The following is a 21,610-nucleotide window of genomic DNA, read 5'->3' on the forward strand; positions in this document are numbered from 1 at the left end:
GGCATGAAATCTACAACTCACCCCACCCAGCCCACCCGCGAACTCCACGCCTCCGGACAGGAGTTCGACATGTTTCACCTCCACCCCACGCGGCGCCCGGCTCGCTCGGCGCCTCGTCTCGCACCGGCTCCACGAGTGGGGTCACCCGTACAACACGACCACCAACGACACCGTCACCCTCATCGCCGCCGAGCTCGCCGCGAACGCCGTGCGCCACGGCCACGTCCCCGGCCGGGACTTCCACCTCCGTCTGACCATCGACGCAGACGCACACGCCGGCTCCACAATCATTCGTGTCGAGGTCACCGACACCCGCACCGAGCGGATGCCCACCCTCGCCTCCCCCGCGCCGGACGCCGAGGCCGGCCGTGGCCTGCTCCTCGTGGCAGCCCTCGCCACTCACTGGGGCACCACACCCCGCGTCGCCGCCCCCGGCAAGACCGTCTGGGCCGAGATCAGCACTCCCCCAGACCGGTGATCCTCTACGCTGCCGTCCGTGGTCTACGCAATCTCGCTCTCCGCAGAAGAACTCGACGACATCGACTGGCAGTTGCAGCTGGACCAGTTCATGGGCAAGACCATGGGTTCGTCCATGCGGCCACGAGACCTGTCTCCCCAGGTCACACTCGTGTTCGCGCGCACCCGTCCCGTTTCAGGCAGAGCAGGCGCCGCCTACCAGCTGCGCTGGCTGGGCGTGGTGAAACACCCCAAGGGCAGAAAGGTCGCCACCCGAGACGCGCTGATCAGGGTGGAACCGCTGTGGCGCAGTCCCGCGCCGGTGGAGCTGGACACAGTGACAGCTTCGCTGTCCCAGGAGGACACCGCTGAACTCACCCCCATGCTCTCCAGCGAGGTCGCCGTACTCCCCGACGAGCTCGCTCAGCGCCTCGTCGCAGCACTGCGCGGTCTCGGACCGCGGTTCGCCGAGCTTCTCGACCATCTGACCAGCGTCGCGAATCAGGCCCCCTTCGACAGTTCCCGCGTCGAGGACCGCTCCTGGCAGGAGCAATACGACTCCGCACGCCTTGCGCTCACCATCGGCGAGTTTCCTCTCGCCCCTCTCAGCTCATGGCTCCGGCCCCCGAGCCCCCACGACACCTATCTCTCCGGACTGATCCCCCAACCCACCGAACAGAGTCTGATCGAGCACGATGCCGCCCATTCCATGCCCGGCCCGAGGCTCCTGCGGCCCTGGGACGGCCCGGACTTCCGCTGCGACATCCACGTCTTCGAACACGAAGGGCGGTACATCGAAGTCGCCAACGTCAACGCCACTCCCGTCGAGGGACGGCTGGGCAGCGACCTGATCTACTACCACGAGGCCACCGGAAGCTTTGTGATGGTCCAGTACAAACGCCTCCCCTCCGCCGAGCGCTGGGTGTACGTGGACGACCGCCTGCGCGACCAACTCGACCGGCTGGAGGCCGTGGCGCAGGCCAGTCGGCAGCCCCACGCTCCTCACGACTGGCGGCTGGGCAGCGATCCCTGTTTCCTCAAGCTCGCCTACTGGCCGGAGGACAGCCAAGCCGACCCCGGTGGTCCCGCAGCGGGCATGTACCTCCCGTTGTCCTACGTACGCCTGCTCCTCCAGGACGACTGCACCCTGGGACCGAACGGCGGCAGACGCCTCGGCTACTCCTACGCCGACCGGCACTTGATCAACAGCCAGTTCGTCGAGCTCGTCAAGCATGGTCTGGCCGGGACCGTGGGCACGTCCCGGGAGGAACTGCTCGCCCTGGGGTCGGAGCGTGCCTTGGAGGGATACTCCGTCACCATCGCGGCGGAACTCGGGGATGGCCGCCACCCCGGGGAGACGGTGCGGGAGCGACATCGGCGTGCCCACTCCCGTAAGGCCGGCAAGCGACAGTCCAAGAAGCCGGCCCCGGCCCGGGTGAAGCCTCGGAAGCCTGTGCCCGAGGACCAGTTGTTCCTGGATCTCGGCCAGGACTTCGCGGACTGACGGAATCAGCCGTCCTTCGGTAGGCGCTGGTACGAGAAGGTGCACCGGACCCGGCCGTCGGCCGCAGGAACGAGGCGTACCTGTTCGGCGGGCATCTGTATCGCCGTGCCGGCCGGCTCGTCCCAGAGCGACACCGTTCCTCCGGCCTCCCCGAACGACAGGTACGGATGCTCGGGTTTCAGAACGCCACCCCGGCTTCCGAGTTTCGCCGCGGGAACCGTCGGCTCGACGCACATCCACTCCGGCTCCACCCCGAAGTACGAAGGAGGCGCCGTCTTCCGCACCGCGGCCGTACGGAAGTCCTCCACCGCCTCCCTAGCCGAGTCCAGCGCCCCCAGCCCACACACCACCACCACGGTCAACTGGGTGCACACGTACAACGGAACCCCCAGCCGCTCGACGGGACTGACGAACGGCGCGTGCACGTGCTTCGCGATGCCCCAGAGAGCCGGGACGAACAGGGCGTAGCTGAGCAGGCTCAACAGCCTCACCGCCGACGTAGCCTGCCAGATCCCGGGAACGTCGAGGTCTTCGGGTGTCACGCCGAGACTGTCCGCGTACAACGCGTGCAGCACCGATCCGGAGGGCACCACAAAGGACACGACAGCCGTGAAGGCGAGCGGCGCCGCCCAGGCGAGCCATTCGCCCCACGTCCACTGGCGGACGAGCAGCCAGATACCTCCCACCGTCGCCGTCACGGCGAAGGCCGACAGCATCTGCGCCGGCGTCCAGGCTCTGCCGTCCCCCGCGCCGACGAAGACGGCGAGGAGTAAGGCCGCCACCACACCGCACACGAGGACACTCCCCACGCGGCCGCCGACAGCGAACAGGCCATAGGCAACCCGGGCTCCCCCGACGAAGCACAGCACCGCGATGCCGGCCCACAGCCATGTCCGCACACCGCTGTGCTGCCGGGCGACCGCCGCGCAGAAGACCATCGCGAGCAGCCAGGCCACTATGCGGAACGCACGTTGCCACCCGTCCTCCTCTCGGCGCGGAACGATGTGGCTTCGCTCCCGGCCGTGGAACGGCCGTACGTCGACGGCAGCCCCGGGAGCGGACCCTCCGGGCAGGTTCATTCGGGAGAGCCGACGGGCTTCTGATGCCGTACCCGTGACCACCATTCCGGTGTCGTTGTAGCCGCACCCTTCCGAAATGCGCGCGCGTGACACCACGACCGCTCGGCGTAGTCTCTCCATGCGCGTCAAGGGCCCCGGGGCGGGTGCGCGGGGTGGTCTGTGATCAACCGTATGCACCCGCCAGCCGGTCAGCTGCTCCCGGTCCCGGTCAACCAGTTCGCAGCGCCGGGCGTACATCTCCAGCCCGACCGCCCGTGCCAGCTGCTCCACCCGCCAGCCGGCCGCCAGCTCGGTACGCCGGTTGCGGGCTCCGAAGAAGCGCACCTCGACGGAGTACAAGCGTGCCGACGCGGCCTCGCGCAGCACGCCCCGCGACGGGCCCTCGCCACGGGCGAACGCAGTCACAACCGGCCAGCCCCGCTGGTCGAACACCCGCTCCGCCTCGTCCCAGTCGCGTTGGTCCCCCCGTACCTCGACGAGTACCACCACACGCTGGTCGTAGCGTTTCCCCAGCACCAGATCCCCCTCTCACCGGGATCCGAAGGTACAGCGACCTACGATGTGACGGTCACGGTGGAAGGAAGCCACTCCTACGAGGGAACGGACGCGAAGACATGTCACCGGAGGACAGCGGCAGCAACCGCGCACCCCAGCCGAAGGACCAGCTGTCCCTGTACGGCCGCTACCTGGACGAGGCGTCCGCCGAGGACAGCGGGGGCTTCCTGGTGGAGATCGGGGCCGGCGGCCGGAGCACCGACGTCGAGTTGGAGCAGCCCGACGAGGAGCCGGACACTGCGGACGAGCCGATCACGGCACCGTACGACCCGTCCAAGATCGAGATCCAGACCCTCAACCCGACGATCAACCTGCTGATCTCCCGGCTGGTCAACGGGATGATCGACCTCGCCCCGGACTTCCAGCGCAAGGCGGGCATCTGGTCGGACGAGCAGCAGAGCCGGCTGATCGAGTCCCTGCTCCTGCGCATCCCCATCCCCTCCTTCTACGCCTCCGAACTCACCGACAGCTCATGGGCCCAGGACAGCTCGTGGGCCATCGTCGACGGCATCCAGCGCCTCACCGCCATCGCACGGTTCATCGCACCCGAAGCACTGGCGGAGGCGGGAGTGAAGTCCGGGCCGCTCAAGCTGCGCGGCCTGGAGTACCTCAAGAAGGACTTCGAGGGCAAGGGGTACGACAATCTGTCGGGGCGCATGCAGATCCGTCTCAACGAGAGCCAGGTCGTCGTTCACCTCATCCGTCCCGGAACCCCGGAAGAGGTGAAGTTCAACATCTTCGCGCGTATCAACACCGGCGGCCTCCCGCTGACCCGCCAGGAGATCCGGCACGCCCTCGTTCCGGGCCCGGCCCGCACGCTCCTGTCCTCGCTCGCCGAATCACAGGAGTTCGCCTCGGCCACCAGCTACGGCGTCTACAGCGAGCGGATGGCGGACCGCGAGATGGTGCTGCGCTATCTCGCCTTCCGGCTCACCGACCCCAACCTGTTCAGAAGTCAGGACTTCGACCAGTTCCTCGCTCTCACCATGCGCCAGGTCAACCGGCTCACCGAGGACGAGCGGGAGGGGCACGCCCACGACTTCCGGCGGGCCATGATCACGGCTGAAAAGATCTTCGAAGGTCATGCCTTCCGCAAGCAGTTCCCTGGTCAGACTCGACGCTCCCCTGTCAACAAGGCCATCTTCGAGACAGTTTCCGTGAATCTGGCCGCTCTCTCGGACCGTGAACGATCTGCGCTGGTAGCGTCCCGCGAACAGGTGGTCGAGGGTTTCCAGGACCTCATGACCGACCGGGCATTCGAGCGGGCCGTGTCCGTGGGAACCGGCGACCGGGTCAAGGTGGTCGACCGCTTCGCCAAGGTGCGCGAACTTTTCCGCACCGTCCTGGAGAACAACGGGGGCAGCAGCCAGTGATCAGACAGTTGTCACTGACCAACTTCAAGGCGTTCCGGTCCGCCGACATCCGGCTCGCCCCGGTCACGCTCCTCACCGGCCTCAACTCCTCGGGCAAGAGCACGGTCCTGCAGTCCCTGGCGCTGCTTCGCCAGTCCTACGACTCGGGCATCCTCATGTCCACCGACGGGAACGCCAACAGCCGTGGCGGTTTCCTCCTCGACGGCGACCTCGTGGAGCTGGGCACGGGCCAGGACCTCCTGCACGAGGACTTCACGACAGAGCGGCCCGGCACGGACCCGCTGATCTCTGTCGCTTTCGAATTCGCCGAAAGGGAGTCGTACGCCTGGTCCGTCCGGTATGCGCCGGAGCAGGACGTGCTGCCGCTCGAAAGCTCCATCCGCCCGGCGGACTGGGGAGACGTGCCTCTGTTCTCCCGGCGCTTCCAGTACCTCAAGGCCGACCGGATCACGCCGGCCACCACCTATCCACGGTCTCACCACCAGGCGATCGGCCGCGGCTTTCTCGGCGCGCGCGGTGAGCACGCCGTGAACTTCCTCCGGCACCATGCACAGGACGTCGTGCCGGACGGCCACCCGCTCCGACACTCGGCGGCCGACGGGCACACACTGCTCGACCAGGTCGTCGCGTGGATGCAGGAGTTGTGCCCGGGTGTCAGGCTCGAAGCCTCGGAGATTCCCGGGATCGACTCGGTACGTCTCAGCTTCGGGTTCGGCGGCACCGCCGGCCTCGACTCCACCCGGCTCCGGCGCCCGACGAACGTCGGCTTCGGTCTCACGTACGCCCTCCCCATCGTCGTGGCCTGTCTCACCGCCGGGCCCGGCAGCCTCATCCTGCTGGAAAACCCCGAGGCTCATCTCCACCCGCGCGGCCAGTCCCGGATGGCGTCGCTCATCGCCGCCGCAGCGTCAGCCGGTGCGCAGCTCGTCGTCGAGACCCACAGCGACCACGTCCTCGACGGAACCCGGCTGGCCGTCAAGCAGGGGCGGCTCGCGGCCTCGGACACCGCGGTGCACTTCTTCCGCGGCAACGGGGCCGGGGTGGAGATCATCACTCCGACGGTCGCCGAGGACGGATCGCTCTCCGAATGGCCGGAGGGCTTCTTCGACGAGTCGGAGAACACGCTCGACCAGCTGTTGGGCTGACCGCCCGCCTGTCAGTTCCGGAAGCCACAAGGGGGGCGCTTCATGGTGCTCATGTTCTTCAACGAGAAATCTTGCGTCTCCGACTGCTCGCAGGACGAGGCCGGGCAGGCCATGCGGGAATTCGTGAAGGTCTGCCAGGCAGTCAGGCGGGTGGACAACGGAGCGAGTCTCGTCAGCGAGGTCCGGCTGGAGGACTTGGAGATCGCTCCCGGCTACTACCTCGCCCAGTGGCGGAACGAGAGCCGGAACCGGGACCACTGGCGGTTCATGCGGCTGCTCAACCGCAAGGCCCCGAACTCCTCGGTGCTGCCGGCCCCTCCCGAGGATCAGGAGGTCGAGTACCGTCACGACGGCGACCGGGTTCTCGGGCTCGCCGCCGCCCATCTCATGGACACGCTGGCCGTCAGCCTCCCCACCGCCCCGCCCTGGGACGCCTCCTGGCTGAGCGTCGAGTACGTCCTCGTCGACGAGGACGAGGTCCAGGAAGGCAGCGCGGAGGTCCGGCACGCCTCGACACCCGAGCACGTCGCGGAACACGCCGACTGGATACGCGAGAGCGCCGCGAACGCCGTCACCTCCGGCACGCAGCTGTGGGAGCAACGCGAGAGTCTCTTCGCCTCGCTCCAGTTCGCCCCTGGGGTGGAGGACAATCTGACCAACCTGCCAGGTATCTCCGTCTCCTCGGTCCGGGCGGCGCTTCTCTCGCTCAACGCGGCGGCCGAGGCCTGGAAGCCCGGCGACTCGGAACCTGTCTGGCCCATCAAGGTGGTCCCCGAGAGCGACACCCGGATCAGACTCGGGCTGTGCAACTTCACCGACACGGACGGGGAGAAGCGGCTGTTCAGCCTCCACACCCGGTTCCGACCGAGGCCCGGCCGCATCCACCTGCGGGTGGTCACCGAGGAGGGCCGCGTACGTATCGGCTACATCGGCCGGAAGCGCCTGGAGGAGGGTGTCCCTCGCAGCTCGCGGTGAGCTACCGCTTTGCGCTGCCCGGGCGGCGCCAGAGCTCGATGTCCTTCTTCCATGCCTTGTTGCCGCCACCCGTCGGGCACCGGCTGTTGTAGCAGCGCCAGTACCAGTTCTCCTTCGCACCGCGCCTGATCTCGATGTCGTCCTGCCCGCACTGGGGGCACTTCGGCGGGCGGGCGAAGATCTCGGCATGCTCGTGAGTAAGGATCTTGCGGGCGAAGTAGGCGCCGCGCATCGTAACCATCACCTCGCGGGTCCAGCTCTGCGACAGGGCGTTGAGGCTGCCGAGCATCACGGTCCTCTCGTCCACGACCACGATCTTCTGATGCATGACGTGCATCGGGACGACCGTATGGACGACCGCACGCAGGTCCTGGACGAGAGACAGGTTCGCCGGCTTCTTCTGGAGCTGATCACTGGGGTCGCGGATGAAAACGGTCACCCGTACACCCCGGTCGACCGCCGCGCGCAGCTCCGGGAGGATCATCCGGACGCGCCTGGCCACCCAGGGTGCCCACAGCCACAGGGAGGTCCGCGCGCTTCGGATGGCGGCGACGAAGGACGCGTAGAACGTCGTCTCGTCGTCGACGTCACTGACCTCCACGTGCCGTGAGAGGACTTCCGCCAGACGGTCGCCGAACTCCCCGCGTGGAACGTTCAGTTCGGGCGGCGTGATCAGGGACTTGGCGGGGAGTACCCGCACTCCTGACGAGCCGATGAGGGCGTCCAAGTGCCCGAACGGGGAGTCCGGCGCCTTCCGTGCCACCTCCCGGATGCGTGTGGCGCTCGCGATCACGTACACACGCGTCTGTACACGGGTCATGGCCACGTTGAACAGCCTGATCCCGCTACGCATCCAGTCGCTCGCCTCCGGTGCGCGCGATGCCTTCGCCATCCACAGCGGTCGGCTGAGTTCGCCCTCCACGGTGTCGAAGACGACGATGGGGAACTCCCGGCCCTGGAAACGGTGCGCGGTGCCGACCTCGGCGCTCGGACCACCATCCCGCTCGATGTCGCGAAGCGCCTCCAGCGTGGCCTCGGCCTGGTCTCCGTACGGGGTCACGACGCCCGTGGTCTCGCCGTCCCCGCCGTGCAGATCGATCAGGGCCCGGGAGATGAGTGGGCCCGCGGGCCACCAGCCCTTGCTCGGGCCCGTGAGATGGACATGGGCGAGTTCGTGGAGCCCGTCGGTGTCGATGAGGACGATCTCCGGGTCCTCGGGGCTCCTGGAACTCGGTACGACGGGGCCGGCCTGGAGTACACCGCCGTAGGCCAGGCCGTTCACGAGGCCCATCACGGCACGGCCGAACCGGTTCTGGGTCACCAGGGTCGTACAGGCGGGGTGTGTCCGCGCTGCCGCCGGATCGGTGATTCCGCAGTGCTGGAACACGTCCGGAACCAGCCAGCGCTGGATGTCAGGGCGCCTCTTGTCCTTCAGCGCTCGGGGGACGACGGGGCCCAGTTGCATGAAGTCCCCAAGAAGCACGGCCGCCTGCTGGGCGTGGGAGACGGCGAGCAGGACCTCGGGCAGGGAGGCGGCGCCGACCTCGTCGATGAGAACCACGTCGTAGTGACCGGAGAAGACATGCCGGTTGGTGCGGAAGCGGGCCAGGGTCGTGGCGACGAGACGGGCGTTCTTGATGATCTCGCCCTGTGCGTCGCGGGCGAGGCGCTCGTACTCCTCCTGGATCTGCTTGTACCGCTCCTCCAGCGGGCCCTTCCGAGCCGCTTCGGAGGCGACGACGGGACGCAGAGCCTCGGCCTTCCCATGCCGGGCCGGCCAGCCCTGTTCCTCGGCGGCGGCGATAAGCGTCTCGGCGAGGTGCGCACGCCCGGCTTCGTCCTCGGCCGTGGCGAGAGCCGTGCGAAGTTCGCCCAGCGAACGGGTCAGGGTGCGGTGGCGGGCGGCGGCGGCGCGCGCCGCCTTGTCACGTCGGTCGATCTCGGTGTCGGAGAAGGGGATCGCCCGCGTCATCTCCTCAGCCTGGACCGCGATCTGGGCCCGGCGGCGGTCCGCGATGTCGCGGGCCTTGAGGGCATGGCCGTGTGCCTCTCGGAACTGGTCTCCCGCCTCACCGCACGCGGCCTGGGCGTCGGTTCGCTCAGCTCGTGAACGCAGCTTGGCGAGCCCTGTCCGGTTCTCGACCTCGCGCAGGGCGCGCTGCGTCTCGCGCAGCCGCTCCCGGCTCTGAAGAGCTGCGGACTCGGCTGCCGTGGCAGCGTGTTCCACTCTGTCGGCCTCGTCGAGGAGGGCGTCGACCTGCTTCCAGAGGTGGCGGGAGTCCTCGGCGTCGTCCCGGTCCTTCAGCGCCCCGTTCAGGTCCTGCTCTGCCGCTGCCAGGCTCTCGCCGACCTCCCGGGCGGCCTTCTTCAGTTCCGACACTCGCACATCGCGCGACGCCGTATCGCCGAACGGCTCGGTCACCAAGCCCCTGGCCTGTACGTAAGCCTCCGCATCGAACCGTACTAGGCCCGCTTCCAGCTCCGCCAGATCCTCCGCGCGGCTGCGAATCCCCAGCAAGTCCGCCGACACCTGGGCTCGCCGGCCCTCGACGTCGCCCAGTCGGGCCCGGACCATGAGAGGCAGGGACACGTGCGGGTCGTCGGCGATCTCCTTCAGCTGGGGCGGCCCCACGCGGACGATGTCTCCGCTGTTGTGGCGGTGTCCCCTCAGGACCCCCTTCAGGGCGTTGTCCACGGCGATGTTGGTCGCGGAGACGAGCAGGACCCTCTTGCCTGCGGCGATCAGATCGCCGATGGCCAGGGTGAGCACCATCGTCTTCCCTGTGCCGGGTGGCCCCCACACGAGGCGTACGCCGGTTCCCAGGCATGCCCGGTACGCCTCCTGCTGCTCGGGGAAGAGGCCGGCCGGCACCTCGGTCCGGGCAGGCTCTCCGCGGGGGCTGCCGGAAGCGAGCAGGCTGCCGAGCGGCGTTTCCCCCAACCCGGCGATGCCGTCTCTCAGGGTTTCCAGCAGGAAGGTGGGGGGCTGTTGCAGAACCCAGAGGAAGGGGTCGACCGGGTCCGCGAACTCGGCGACTCTGACGGTCAGCGCCGAACCGCTCTGCATGGTTTCGGTGACGGCGAAGCCGGCTTCCACACCCGATTCCTCGGGCCCGGCGAGGCGCAGGCTTTCGAGCTGGTCGGGGTTGAGTTCGGTGCCGCGCAGATCCACCGCATAGCGGCCCGGTTCACCGGCCCGGGCCGCGCGGCCGATCCTTCGCCACCGCGGGCGCTGACCTGCTCCCCCTTCCACGGCGATCCATTCGTCGACCGCCGTGGCGATCTCCTCGCGCCAGCCCAAAACTCCCCCTTATCGGCTCGGGAATGGTAGATCTTGCGGAGGGCCCAGGACCGCCCATTACGTGAAAGCCGTTGCCTCCACAGCGGAATGGAAAGATTCGAGACTCGGATCGGTTCCTATTCGGCCATGTCTCGGTCTTCGTCCACCGGACTGCGGAACCGTCTGTCCGAGGCGACCTATACCGTTGACGCAGCTCACCGCCCTGGCACGAAGCGAAGGAGAACGTCGTGAGGCCCACGCTGGCCGCCGCGCAGTTGCGGGGCAGTCTCACCCAATACCTCACGACGACGTACGCGCTCACCGACGAGGACACCCGTCGGGCACTGGAGCGGTTCCTCGAGCATCCCGAGACCGGGATGTTCCGTGGCCCCTATCTGCGGATCAGGACCCCCTTCCACAAGGCCGTCGCCGGCTGGGAGAAGCACCTGGAGTGGAACCCGGGGTTCACCCCGTACCGGCATCAGGCGAAAGCGTACGAGCGGCTGAGCACGCTCCACGGGCCCGCCCTGCCGACGCTGGTCACGACAGGGACGGGTTCCGGGAAGACCGAGTCGTTCCTCGTTCCCGTCCTCGACCACTGCCGCCGCGAGAAGGCCCTCGGCCGCCGCGGGGTCAAGGCCGTGCTGCTCTATCCGATGAACGCGCTCGCCACCGATCAGGCCGGCCGCATCGGTGAGTACCTCGCGCAGCCGGACCTGGCCCAGGTGACCGCGGGGCTCTACATCGGCGACCGGCCCGACACCGACTTCCGCCGGGTGATGACGCGGCGTGAGGAAATGCGGCAGTCGCCGCCCGACCTGCTCATCACGAACTACAAGATGCTCGATCTGCTGCTCCAGCGGACCGAGGACCGCGCACTGTGGCAGGACTCCGATATCCAGTACGTGGTGCTGGACGAGTTCCACACCTACGACGGGGCGCAGGGCACGGACGTCGCCATGCTGCTGCGCCGCCTGGCGATGACCACGGGCCGGAGCGAGCCCGGGCGTCCCCTCGGTTCGATCTGCCCGGTGGCGACCTCGGCGACCCTCGGTGAGGGCGGGCCCGAGACCGGCCCCGGCTCCATCCTGGAGGTGGCCGCTCAGGTCTTCGGGATGCCGTTCTCCGCGGACGCCCTGGTGGGCGAGGAGCGGATGACGCCCGAGCAGTTCACCGGACCGGTGAACTACGCTCTGCCCGAACCGCCTTCGCCCGAGGAGGTCATCGCCTGCTCGGGCGGTCCCGATGTGGTGTCGCGTCCGGACTTGCTCGATCTCAATGCCCTGGCGGCTCGGATGCTCGGACAGCAGGGCCTGTCCGCTTTCGAGATCGGGCGGCTGCTCAAGCAGCACGACTTCACTCAGGGGGTACTGTCCCTTCTCGACGGGGACCCGCTGAGCGAATGGGAACTCCGTGACCGCCTCGGCCGGTTCGGGTACACCTGGGGCCGGACCGCCCGCGAGAACCCCCGCCTCGCCCTCGCCGCGCTCGCACGCTTCGTCGCCCTGCTGTCAGCCGCCCGTGATCCGGATTCGGACGAGCGCCGCCCGCGCCCCCTGCTGCACGTGGAGACCCATCTGTGGGTCCGGCCGGTCGGCCGGATCGTGCGCGGAGTCGGCCCGGGAAAGCCCGAGTTCCACTGGTACGAGGACGATCGCGCTCGGCGCTCCGCCCTTCCCCCGACGCCCCCTGAGGGCGACGAGGATCCCGAAGCCGGCCAGATCGGGCACGTGACGCGATCCCATCGCGCGCAGTCGTCGATCGGCGCGGACACGGCCGTACGGCAAGCGAGCATAAGGCTGCCCGCCGTGTACTGCCGTAATTGCGGCCGCTCCGGCTGGGCGGCCATCTCCCCGGAGGCCGATCCCCAGCAGCTCGTGATGGCCCACGACAAGATCTGGCGCGCCAGCGTGGGACGGGAGAAGCGACGGGTCCGCTATTTCATCGCCGCCACGGCCGCGGAGCAGGAGGACACGCTCGCGGCGGTCAGCCAGTCCCGCCCTGCAACGGGAGGCGGACAGCCACCGGCGCTGATCCTGGACGGTGCTCAAGGGACCTACCGGCTACCGGTCGCCCAGGACGAGGGGAGCCTTCAGGACGCCTGCTTCGTCCAGGCGATCACCGAGAAGAAGACCGCCGACCGAGCTGCCGTCGATCAGCGCTGTCCTGCCTGCGACACCGACAACGCGATGCGCTTCCTCGGCACTCGGCCGGCCGCCCTGGCGGCAGCGACGGTGACCCAGCTGTTCACCGGTCAGGAGGTCGCGCTCGAAGCGGAGGAGCGCAAGACCCTCCTGTTCAACGACTCGACCCAGGACGCCGCCCACCGTGCGGGCTACGTGGCGAACCGGTCGTTCACGTTCTCGCTGCGCTCACTCCTCGCGCGCAACCTCGACGAATCAGGCAAGCCGTCGGCTCTCAACGACCTGATCGGGAACGTACTCGACTCCGTCGACGATCCGCAGGCCCTTGCTGCCGTCGTCCCGCCCGATCTGTACGATGAACCGGGCGTGGACCGGCTGCTCTCCGGGCGGGGCACGGGCGATCTGCGGACCTGGAAGCTCATCGGAGAGCGGCTCGCCTTCGCCACAGTCATGGAGTTCGGGCTCCGTTCCCGGCAGGGCCGCACCCTGGAGCTGACCCGGACGGCGGCCGCCGAGGTCGTCATCGAGGACCAGCACCGGATCACCATGCTCGCCCGCGACCTGCACATGGCCCTGCCGGGTCAGCTCCTCGGCACCGGCCTGCCGACGGCCGAGCGCTATCTGGCGTTCGTCCGCGGGCTGCTGGAGCGGGTCCGGCTGCGCGGCGGCGTCCGGCACCGGTGGCTGGAGCCGTGGATGAAGGACGCCGGGGTGACCCGGTTCAAGATCTGGGGCGGCCGACCCGACGGCATGCCGGCGTTCCCAGACAGTGTGGCCGCGCCGCGCTTCCTGCTCGACGGTGACAAGGGCCGGTCCGACTTCGACTCGACGACAGCCCGCACCGGCTGGTACCAGGACTGGGCGCGCCGGTGCCTGGGCCTCGACGCCCCCGGGGCTGCGGAGTATCTCCGCAGGCTGCTGCCGGTCCTCGTCGACGAGGGTCTCCTCGCGGTGCGGACGGCACAGGACCGGGCGACGAAGGTCTACGGTCTGCAGCCCGGCCATGTGGAGGTGCGGCTCCTTGAGGACGACATCGTCAACAAGGCCTTCGTCACCTGTGAGGCGTGCGGATGGCAGCAGGTGGTCCATCCCTCCCGGCGGACCCGCTGGTACGGCCATCCCTGTCCCCGGTACCGGTGCCGGGGACAGATCACCGCGCCGCAACCGGGCCAGGCCACGGTGCTGTCCTCCGGTTCCACCAGCTTCGGCGGCCCCCGGCCGCGCGACTACCGCGACGACTACTACCGGCACCTCTACCGGACGGGTGGCACCTTCCGGGTGGTCACTGCCGAGCACACCGGCATGCTCACCCGGCCGCAGCGGGAGCGCGTGGAGCGGGCCTTCCGCGACGGCACCCACTACACCGACCCGAACGTGCTGTCGTGCACTCCGACCCTGGAACTCGGCATCGACATCGGAGACCTGTCCGCGGTCCTGCTGGGATCGCTTCCGAAGGGCCCTGCCAACTACGTGCAGCGAGCGGGCCGTGCGGGCCGCAGGACGGGCAACGCCCTGGTGGTGGCCTTCGGCGGTCGCCGGGCCCGCGATCTGTACTACCTCGACGAGCCGCAGGAGATGATCGCCGGGGACATCGTGCCGCCCGGCTGCTACCTCTCCGCGGTGGAGATCCTGCGCCGCCAGTACACGGCACACCTTCTGGACCTCGCGGCACGGGGCCGGCTCACGACGAGCGACGGTGAGCCACTGCAACCCGCGCCGCGCCTGGTGTCGGCGCTGTTCGGCAGCACGGCCTGGTGCCAGGATCTCGCGGACGCGGCCCTCGCCCATGGCGCCGTGCTCGTCGAATCGTTCCTGGCCCTCTTCCCCTCACTCCCGGGCCGGCCGGACACCGGAGTCTCCGGCCAGGCCGCCGACGAACTCCGTACGTACGCGTGCGGTGGTATCGTGCGCGCGCTCCAGGAAGCCGAGGAGGAATGGACCGGCCGCGGTGAGGAACTCCGGCGCCGACTCCACGCCATCGACACGGCGATGGACCAGCTCGTGCGCAGCGATCCCGAGCAGGAACGCGAATGGCGCGAGTTGCGCGCCGAGCGCTACGCGACGGGCAACCTGCTGCGCGACCTGAACCAGACCAGTGCCCACGGGGCTCTCGTCGAGCTCGGTCTCCTGCCCAACTACACCCTCTCGGACACCACCACGCAGCTGGAGGCCACCCTCTCCTGGACCGAGCAGCCCGAGACCGAAGGGGCCAAGAAGACCTACCACAGCGAGGTCCGGGACTACGAGCGCTCCCGCCGGTCCGCGCTGTCCGAACTGGCGCCCGGAAACAGCTTCTACGTCAACGGCTACAGGCACGTCGTCCGGGCCCTGGACATCGGCAGTCCGGAGCGCCGTGCCTGGTCGGTGTGGCGCATGTGCCCCGCCTGCGGCTACGTCCGTACGGAGAACGCCCAGGCCGATGCCTCGCCCTGCCCCCGGTGCGGCGGCCGGGAGATCGCCGACGCCGGCTGTGTTCAGCGCGTTCTCGAACCGAAGCGAGTCATGTCACGCGACAAGCGGGACGACGCCCGGGTCCGCGACGACAAGGACGAGCGTGACAGCAAGAGGTACGCCGTCCTGACCACCGTGGACGTCGACCCCGTGCACCTGGCCACGGGCTCCTGGCGCCACGACACCGCCGTCTTCGGCGTCGACTTCACCCGCCAGGCCGTGGTGCGCACGCTCAACCTGGGCCTCGACCGCCAGGACGGCAGCAGCACCGTGCCCCTCGCCGGGGCCGACGTACGGATCAACCCGTTCTACGTCTGCACGAGCTGCGGCGGCGCCACCTCCGAGGGGCGTCCGGTCGTGGACCACCATCAGGACGCGCTCACCGAATCCCTTGCCGCGGCCACCAGGGCCAGCGCCCACCACCAGCTGTGGTGCCCGCGCCGCAAGCTCCGTACGAACACCCCGGAAGGCCAGGGGAAGGGAGAGGACGTCCCCCTGCTCCTGGCCCACGAGCTGACCACCGAGGCCGTCCGTATCCTCCTTCCCGCGTCCGTCGCCCGCGTCAAGGAACGCCTCGCGTCCTTCACCGCCGCACTGTTCGTGGGCATCGCCGCACGCTACGGCGGCGACCCGGACCACATCGACATCACCGCCGCGTCCATGCCCGACGGCAACGACCCGGAATGGCCTCGCCGTTTCCTCGTCGTCTACGACCGTCTGCCGGGCGGCACCGGCTATCTGCACCGGCTGGCCACCTCCGAGGGCTTCCGCGAGGTGCTGCTGAGGGCCCGCGAGGTGATCGACAGTTGCCCGTGCATCGCGAAGGGCCTCGACGGCTGCCACCGCTGTCTGCTGCGCCGCGTGCCGGCCGGCGACTACGACAAGGTCAGCCGCAACGAGGTCCGGCAGATGTTCGACGAGCTGCTGGGAGCCGACGGCGGCGACTGGGCCACCTCACCGGTCGCGGCCACCCACCAGATCCCTCTGGAGCGGCAGGCCGAGAGCGATCTTGAGGTCATGTTCCTGGAGACCTTGGGCGAATGGGCGAAGCAGCCCTCGGCCAAGGCCAGCGCGGACGCCTACACGACCACGGCCGGGACGTACTCACTGGACCTGCGGCTGACCGGCGTGGACGGGGCCACCGTGAGCTGGCGGGTCTCCCAGCAGCGGGCCCTCGACGGCACCCGCCCCGACGTCCTCTTCGAACGTACCGATGCACCCGGTCCGCGGATCGCGCTCTACCTCGACGGATACGAGTTCCACGCCGGGCCGAAACACAAGGACAGGCTGGCCGACGACGCCGTCAAGCGCACCAGGCTGCGCGCCGACGGAATACGGGTCTTCCAACTCACCTACTACGACGTGAAGGACTGGCGGACCCGGGTCCGTGACACGGGGTACGCGAGCACCGGGCCGGAGAACCCGATCTGGGTGCCGTACGGCGAGCAGGGCCAGAAGCGTGCCCGTGACTACTACGCTGGCGTGCACGGCGGCCTGCCGGGCGAGCTGTCCGCGAACCTCTGGGTGAATCCGGCGGACCTTATGATCGCTCATCTGCGCGCCCCGGACGCTTCCTTGTGGCAGCAGCGCGCCGAGGCCGCCGTCGCGGGGCTGCTGGGTGCCGGGGCCCGGATCGCCGCACTGCACCCTCAAGCCGTCGGCGAACAGCTCCTCGCCGCGCTGCGGGGCGGCGCCCCGCGAGGGCCCAAGGGACCGGTGCAGCTGCTGACCGCGGTCGACGCCGCAGGATGTGTGGTCACCGCCGCCGCGGACGGGCGCCACCGGCCGCCGATGTGGACCGGGCTGACCCTGCTCGACGACAGCGACCGGGCTGTCTCGGACGAGGCCGGACACAAGCGGCGCTGGCAGGGCTGGCTCTACTGGAGCAATGTGCTGCAGTTCCTGGAGTACGGAGGCGGTGACAGTGTCCAGTTGACGACCAGTCTGCTGGACGGATTCACCGTCGACGGCCTCGCCGTCGCCGGAGGCTCGGGCTGGCTCGAATCCCAGCGGGCCGAGCAGCCGGCCGCCGTCACGGCGAGCCCCACCGGAGACCTTGGGGAAGCGCCAGCCCCGGTCGTCCCCTCCTCTCGGCCGGCCCAGCCCTCCGACGCGGCTCATGACCGGGGCTGGGAACGGGTACTGGAGTTCCTCGACCCCGATGAACCCGGCCTGCTCCCCCTCAGCCAGGGGCTGCGCGCTCTGGACGTGGTGCCGCCGGAAGCCGGCTACGAGCTGGACGAGCACGGCTGGATGGCCGAACTCGCTTGGCCCTCCGCCCGGATCGCCGTGGTGACGGCCCACCGGCCGGCCGACGGGGAGCGCGATCACGACGCGGAGGACCGGGACAAGGCCTTCGCCGCGGCAGGCTGGTGGATCAGCACAGCCGTCTCCTGCACGCCCCGGGACATCAAGGACCTCCTTGCCGCGGCAGAAGGCGAAGACACGGACACGAACGACGGAGACCAGCAGCGATGACGACCACGGGCGTGACCCTGCGTCTGCTCGACAAAGCGGACAAGGAGATCCTGAGGCTGCCTCGTGCGGTCAAGGGCGCGATCTACGACTTCCAGCACAAGTTCAAGGAGAATCCGCAGCTCCGGGGTCTGCGGTTGAAGCAACTGGAGGGTCACGACCGGCTCTGGTCGGCCCGTGTGAACGACGAGTACCGGGCCCTGCTGCTGCGTCTGGCGGAGACCGACTGGCTCATCGTCTCCGTCAAACACCGCAAAGACGTGTACGAGAAGCTCGACCGGCTCTCGTACGGAATCAACCGGATCACCGGCGGCATCGAGTACGTCGACCTCGAGATCGTCGAGGAGAGCGTCCTTCGCCGAGCGGCGACTCGCGGGCCCGCCACCGCCCCCATCGAGCCTGCGCCAGCACCCGCTCCCGTCCCGCTGTTCGCCGCGTTCTCCGATGAGCAGCTCACCGACCTCGGCGTCGCGGGACCGCTCGTACCGGTCGTCCGGACCCTGACCACAGAGGATCAGCTCCTCGGCCTGGCGGAGTACGCCCCGCAGCTCACTTCCGAAGTCCTGCTCGCACTTCACGACGGCGCGTCGTACGACGCGGTGCTGGAGCAGATCACCAGCCCCGTCTCCGCACCGGACCCCGTCGACACCGACGACTTCCGGACCGCCGCCGAGCGGCCGGCCACCATGGTCACGACGACCGACGAGGCGCTGCGCGAAGCCCTGGAAGGCGGCGACTTCGGCCGGTGGAAGGTATTCCTCCACCCAACCCAGTCCCGGCTCGTCGACCGCGAGTACTCGGGCCCCGCCCGGGTGGGTGGCGGGCCGGGCACGGGCAAGACCATCGTGGCCCTGCACCGGGTCAAGCACCTGGTGGACCAGCTCCCTCCCGGACGCAACAAGCCCGTCCTCCTCACCACGTACAACAAGAATCTTGCCGCCGACCTCAGGTCACGACTGCTCCAGCTGGGCGGCGAGGAGCTGCTGGCGCGGGTGGAGATCAGCCACGTCGATCAGCTCGCGCTGCGCGTCGTACGCGAAGCCGAGCCCGGAAGCGCCAAGCAGACGCTCGACGAGAGCCAGGCTCTCCGAGAGTGGCGTGCCATGCTCGACGAGCTGGGCGAAACCGGGTGGGACGCCCAGTTCCTGCACGACGAGTGGTCGCAGGTCATCCTTGGCCAGGCCGTCGTCTCCCGCACCGAATACTTCCGTGCGCGGCGAGCCGGCCGGGGCAAGAACATCGCACGGGCTGAGCGCGCCGAGATCTGGCAGCTCGCGGAGCGTTTCACCCAGCGGCTCGACCGCCTCGGGCGGCAGACCTGGGAACAGGTCGCGGAGCGCGCGGCGCGGCTGGAGATGGACCGCGAGCGGCGGATCCAGGCCGTCGAACGTCAGCGGGAGGAGGCGGGTGGTCTCGACAACATCCATCTTCAGGCCGGCTCCGCGGGCTGGCTGCACCACCGCTTTCAGCACATCGTCGTCGACGAGGCACAGGACCTGCGGGCCGCGCACTGGAAGCTGCTGCGGGCGATGGTGCCGCGTGCCGCCAACGACATCTTCCTCGTGGGCGACACGCACCAGCGTATCTACGGCAACCAGGTCACCCTGGGCAGCCTCGGGGTCCATATCCGCGGCCGCTCGGCCAAGCTGACGTTGAGCTACCGAACGACGCGGCAGATCCTCGGCTCCGCTCTCGGGGTGCTCAGCGGTGAGAGCTTCGACGACTTGGACGGCAGCACCGAAGACCTGGCCGGGTACAGGTCCGTCCTGACCGGAAGCCTTCCGCAGTTGCACGGTTGCGAGAACTGGGAGTCCGAGCAGGAGTCGATCGCCGCACTCCTCGCCGACTGGATCGCCCTGCCGACACCCCCCGGGCAGATCGCCGTCTGCGTTCCGACCAACGCCATGGCAAGCGAGCTTGCTTACACCCTGCTCGCCCACAAGGGGATCAAGGCCGTCGAGATCGGCCCCGAAGGCCCCCGTGGAGACGAAGGCGTCCACATCGGCACCATGTTCCGCTTCAAAGGACTTGAGTACCAGCGCATGGTCATCGCAGGCGTTCGGGACGGACTCGTACCCCGGGAAGCGGTCGCCCGCCTGCGGAGCGACGATGCCGTCCGCTACCGGCGTGAGTTCCAGCGGGCCCGCTCGCTGCTCTTCGTCGCGGCCACCCGTTCACGGGACAGCCTCGCCATCTTCTGGCACGGCCGTCCGAGCCCGTTCCTCGAACCCCTCATGCGTTTGCCCGCTTCATGAACACACCGGACGGCTGAGCCCCCCCTGGAGCAGGAGATCCTCGGGGGACTCAGCCGCCCCGTTTGGCGACCCCAACGCTCCGGAGCACTGATGGCGCAGGTGACGCGTATTCAACATGGACGGGACGACGAGAACAGCTCCGCAAAGTGCGATCCCTCGGTCACTCCTGAGACGCTTGCGCGATTAGGCCGTCCCTTCAATCCGATGCGGCTTCACCTCCTGCAGACAGCAGGGACTGAAGGTTCGACCTCGTCGGTGACACCCAGAGGCAGCTGCGCCGAAGTCACCGTGCGCCAGTCACCTCTGACACCACAACAGCTCTCGCCGTCGCGGTCGTCTATTTCTCGGACGCAGCGCATCGTGATCGCTGGCGGCTCCCCGCGGTCGGATGGTCCCGGGGAAAGTCACGCAGTCGGCTCATCCCTTGTGGTCGTGGGTGAAACCGCAGGTCAGAGCAGTCTGCCCGGAATGGCAGGCACTCCACGTCGTGTACCGGGGGGAAACAGGTCGAACAACCCACCCGAACCACGAAGCGGCAGGTCAGGCACCCTTTGTAGCAGGCTCCAGAATCGCCACGCACTCCACATGGTGCGTCATCGGAAACAGATCGAACGCCCGCAGCGTCCGCACCCGGTACCCGCCCTCCCGGAAGTACGCCAGGTCCCGGGCCAGGGCCGCCGGGTCGCACGCGACGTAGGCGATCTTGCGGGCGCCCAGGCCGGACAGGTGCTTCACCACCTGCTTGCCCGCGCCCGCGCGCGGCGGGTCCAGGACGATCAGGTCGCACTCCGTGATGCCCGTGCGGGGCAGGACCTGGTCGACCTTGCCGTGTTCGATGCGGACCCGGTCCAGGTCCTTCAGGTTGTGGCGGGCGTCCTCGACCGCGCGCTTTCCGGACTCGATGCCGAGGACCGCGCCCTTCTCGCCGAGGCGCTGGCCGATGGCGCCGGCGAAGAGGCCGACGCCGCAGTAGAGGTCGAGGGCCGTGTCGTTCTTGCGAGGCAACAGGCCCTGCATGACCGCGCGGACCAGGGTGTTGGCCGCCTGCGGGTGGACCTGCCAGAAGCCGCCGGAGCCGACGCGGTACGTGCGGTCGTCGGCGCGTTCGCGGACGAAGGCTCGTCCGTGGACGCGGTGGACGCCGCCGTCCTTCTCGTCGACGCGGAGCACGGAGACCGGCTTGTCCAGCTCGACCAGGGGGAGCCGGCCGCCGGGCTTCGGGGTGAGGATGACCTGGCGGTCGTTCGAGCCGGTGGCGGTGATGGCCTCGACCACGCCGAGCTCCACGCCGAGCTCCGAGACGCCCGGCGCGGCGATCAGGCAGCGGTCGATCGGCTGGACGTCGTGCGAGCGGTGCTTGCGCAGGCCCGCCCGGCCGTCGGCGTCGATGGCGTACTGGACGCGGGTCCGCCAGGCCGGCACCTCGCCAGCCGGGAGCTTGTCGCCCTCGGCCGGCATCACCGTGCCGTCCCAGCCGGCCTCCTCGGGGGTCAGGCCCGCCAGGCGCTGGAGCTGCTCGGCGATCACCTCGCCCTTGAGCCTGCGCTGCGCGCCCGGCTTCGCGTGCTGCCAGTCGCAGCCGCCGCACATACCGGGGCCCGCGTACGGGCAGGGCGCCTCGACACGGTCCTTGCTCGGCTCAAGGATGCGTACCGCGTCGGCCCGCAGGAAACGCGAGTCCGTGTCGCCGTCCGTCACCTTGGCGATGATCTTCTCGCCGGGGAGCGTGTGGCGCACGAAGAGGACCTGGTTCTCAGCGGTACGGGCGATGCAGTGGCCGCCGTGTGCGACGGGCCCGACCTCGACCTCGTACTCCTCCCCGACCAGCGACGACGTGGGTTCGTTCTGCATGAGGGGAGGCTCCAGGGAGGAAGGGGGTAAGCGGTCGTGCATGCTGCCGGACAACAGCCCACCAGTC

At 69.2% G+C, this 21,610-nt stretch carries 9 protein-coding genes and 1 pseudogene; 7 read left to right on the plus strand and 3 right to left on the minus strand.

The features are described from left to right. Nucleotides 1-139 precede the first annotated feature (139 nt). Together D3105_RS22345 and D3105_RS22350 are read left to right on the plus strand one after the other, a co-directional pair. Nucleotides 140-478 (plus strand): annotated as a pseudogene (locus tag D3105_RS22345) (ATP-binding protein); the annotation flags it as partial. 18 nt (nt 479-496) lie between these two features. Further along, nucleotides 497-1,960, plus strand: a complete 1,464-nt coding sequence (locus tag D3105_RS22350) for a hypothetical protein (protein WP_118904850.1) — start codon at nt 497-499, stop codon at nt 1,958-1,960. A 5-nt stretch (nt 1,961-1,965) separates the two neighbouring features. Here the strand turns inward: D3105_RS22350 and D3105_RS22355 are convergent, their stop codons facing one another. After that, nucleotides 1,966-3,471: an NnrS multi-domain protein gene (locus tag D3105_RS22355; protein WP_240646989.1), complete on the minus strand. Its 1,506-nt coding sequence runs from the start codon at nt 3,469-3,471 to the stop codon at nt 1,966-1,968. Between the two features lie 182 nt (nt 3,472-3,653). Here D3105_RS22355 and D3105_RS22360 point away from each other — a divergent pair, with 182 nt between their 5' ends. Genes D3105_RS22360 through D3105_RS22370 form a run of 3 tightly spaced genes read left to right on the plus strand, consistent with a single transcriptional unit; the run spans nt 3,654 to nt 7,087 of the window. Then, nucleotides 3,654-4,967 (plus strand): DUF262 domain-containing protein, encoded by a 1,314-nt coding sequence (locus tag D3105_RS22360; protein ID WP_118904851.1) that lies wholly within the window; start codon nt 3,654-3,656, stop codon nt 4,965-4,967. Nucleotides 4,968-4,975: 8 nt separating this feature from the next. Then, nucleotides 4,976-6,112 carry an AAA family ATPase gene (locus D3105_RS22365; protein WP_240646990.1) on the plus strand — a complete coding sequence of 379 codons (1,137 nt, stop codon included), beginning with the start codon at nt 4,976-4,978 and terminating at the stop codon, nt 6,110-6,112. A gap of 42 nt (nt 6,113-6,154) precedes the next feature. Beyond that, nucleotides 6,155-7,087: a hypothetical protein gene (locus D3105_RS22370; protein WP_118904853.1), complete on the plus strand. Its 933-nt coding sequence runs from the start codon at nt 6,155-6,157 to the stop codon at nt 7,085-7,087. A gap of 1 nt (nt 7,088) precedes the next feature. Here the strand turns inward: D3105_RS22370 and D3105_RS22375 are convergent, their stop codons facing one another. Continuing rightward, entirely contained in the window at nt 7,089-10,388 is a 3,300-nt protein-coding gene (locus D3105_RS22375) for an AAA domain-containing protein (RefSeq protein ID WP_118904854.1), read from the minus strand. Nucleotides 10,389-10,615: 227 nt separating this feature from the next. Between D3105_RS22375 and D3105_RS22380 the strand changes: the two genes are divergently transcribed. After that, complete coding sequence (locus tag D3105_RS22380) at nt 10,616-17,440, plus strand: DEAD/DEAH box helicase (RefSeq protein ID WP_118904855.1); 6,825 nt, start codon at nt 10,616-10,618, stop codon at nt 17,438-17,440. Next, nucleotides 17,437-19,692 carry a UvrD-helicase domain-containing protein gene (locus tag D3105_RS22385; RefSeq protein ID WP_118904856.1) on the plus strand — a complete coding sequence of 752 codons (2,256 nt, stop codon included), beginning with the start codon at nt 17,437-17,439 and terminating at the stop codon, nt 19,690-19,692. Before D3105_RS22380 ends, D3105_RS22385 begins: the two co-directional genes overlap by 4 nt. 540 nt (nt 19,693-20,232) lie before the next feature. Here D3105_RS22385 and D3105_RS22390 read toward each other — a convergent pair. After that, entirely contained in the window at nt 20,233-21,543 is a 1,311-nt protein-coding gene (locus tag D3105_RS22390) for a class I SAM-dependent RNA methyltransferase (protein WP_118904857.1), read from the minus strand. Nucleotides 21,544-21,610: the final 67 nt, after the last annotated feature.

Origin of the sequence: Streptomyces globisporus, assembly GCF_003501885.1 — a bacterium.
Taxonomy (GTDB): domain Bacteria; phylum Actinomycetota; class Actinomycetes; order Streptomycetales; family Streptomycetaceae; genus Streptomyces; species Streptomyces globisporus_D.

What these genes read in the sequence shown, in the direction of transcription:
- D3105_RS22385 (WP_118904856.1), top strand. Translation starts at nt 17,437, where the DNA reads ATGACGACCACGGGCGTGACCCTGCGTCTGCTCGACAAAGCGGACAAG.
- D3105_RS22360 (WP_118904851.1), top strand. Translation starts at nt 3,654, where the DNA reads ATGTCACCGGAGGACAGCGGCAGCAACCGCGCACCCCAGCCGAAGGAC.
- D3105_RS22390 (WP_118904857.1), bottom strand. Translation starts at nt 21,543, where the DNA reads ATGCAGAACGAACCCACGTCGTCGCTGGTCGGGGAGGAGTACGAGGTC.
- D3105_RS22370 (WP_118904853.1), top strand. Translation starts at nt 6,155, where the DNA reads ATGGTGCTCATGTTCTTCAACGAGAAATCTTGCGTCTCCGACTGCTCG.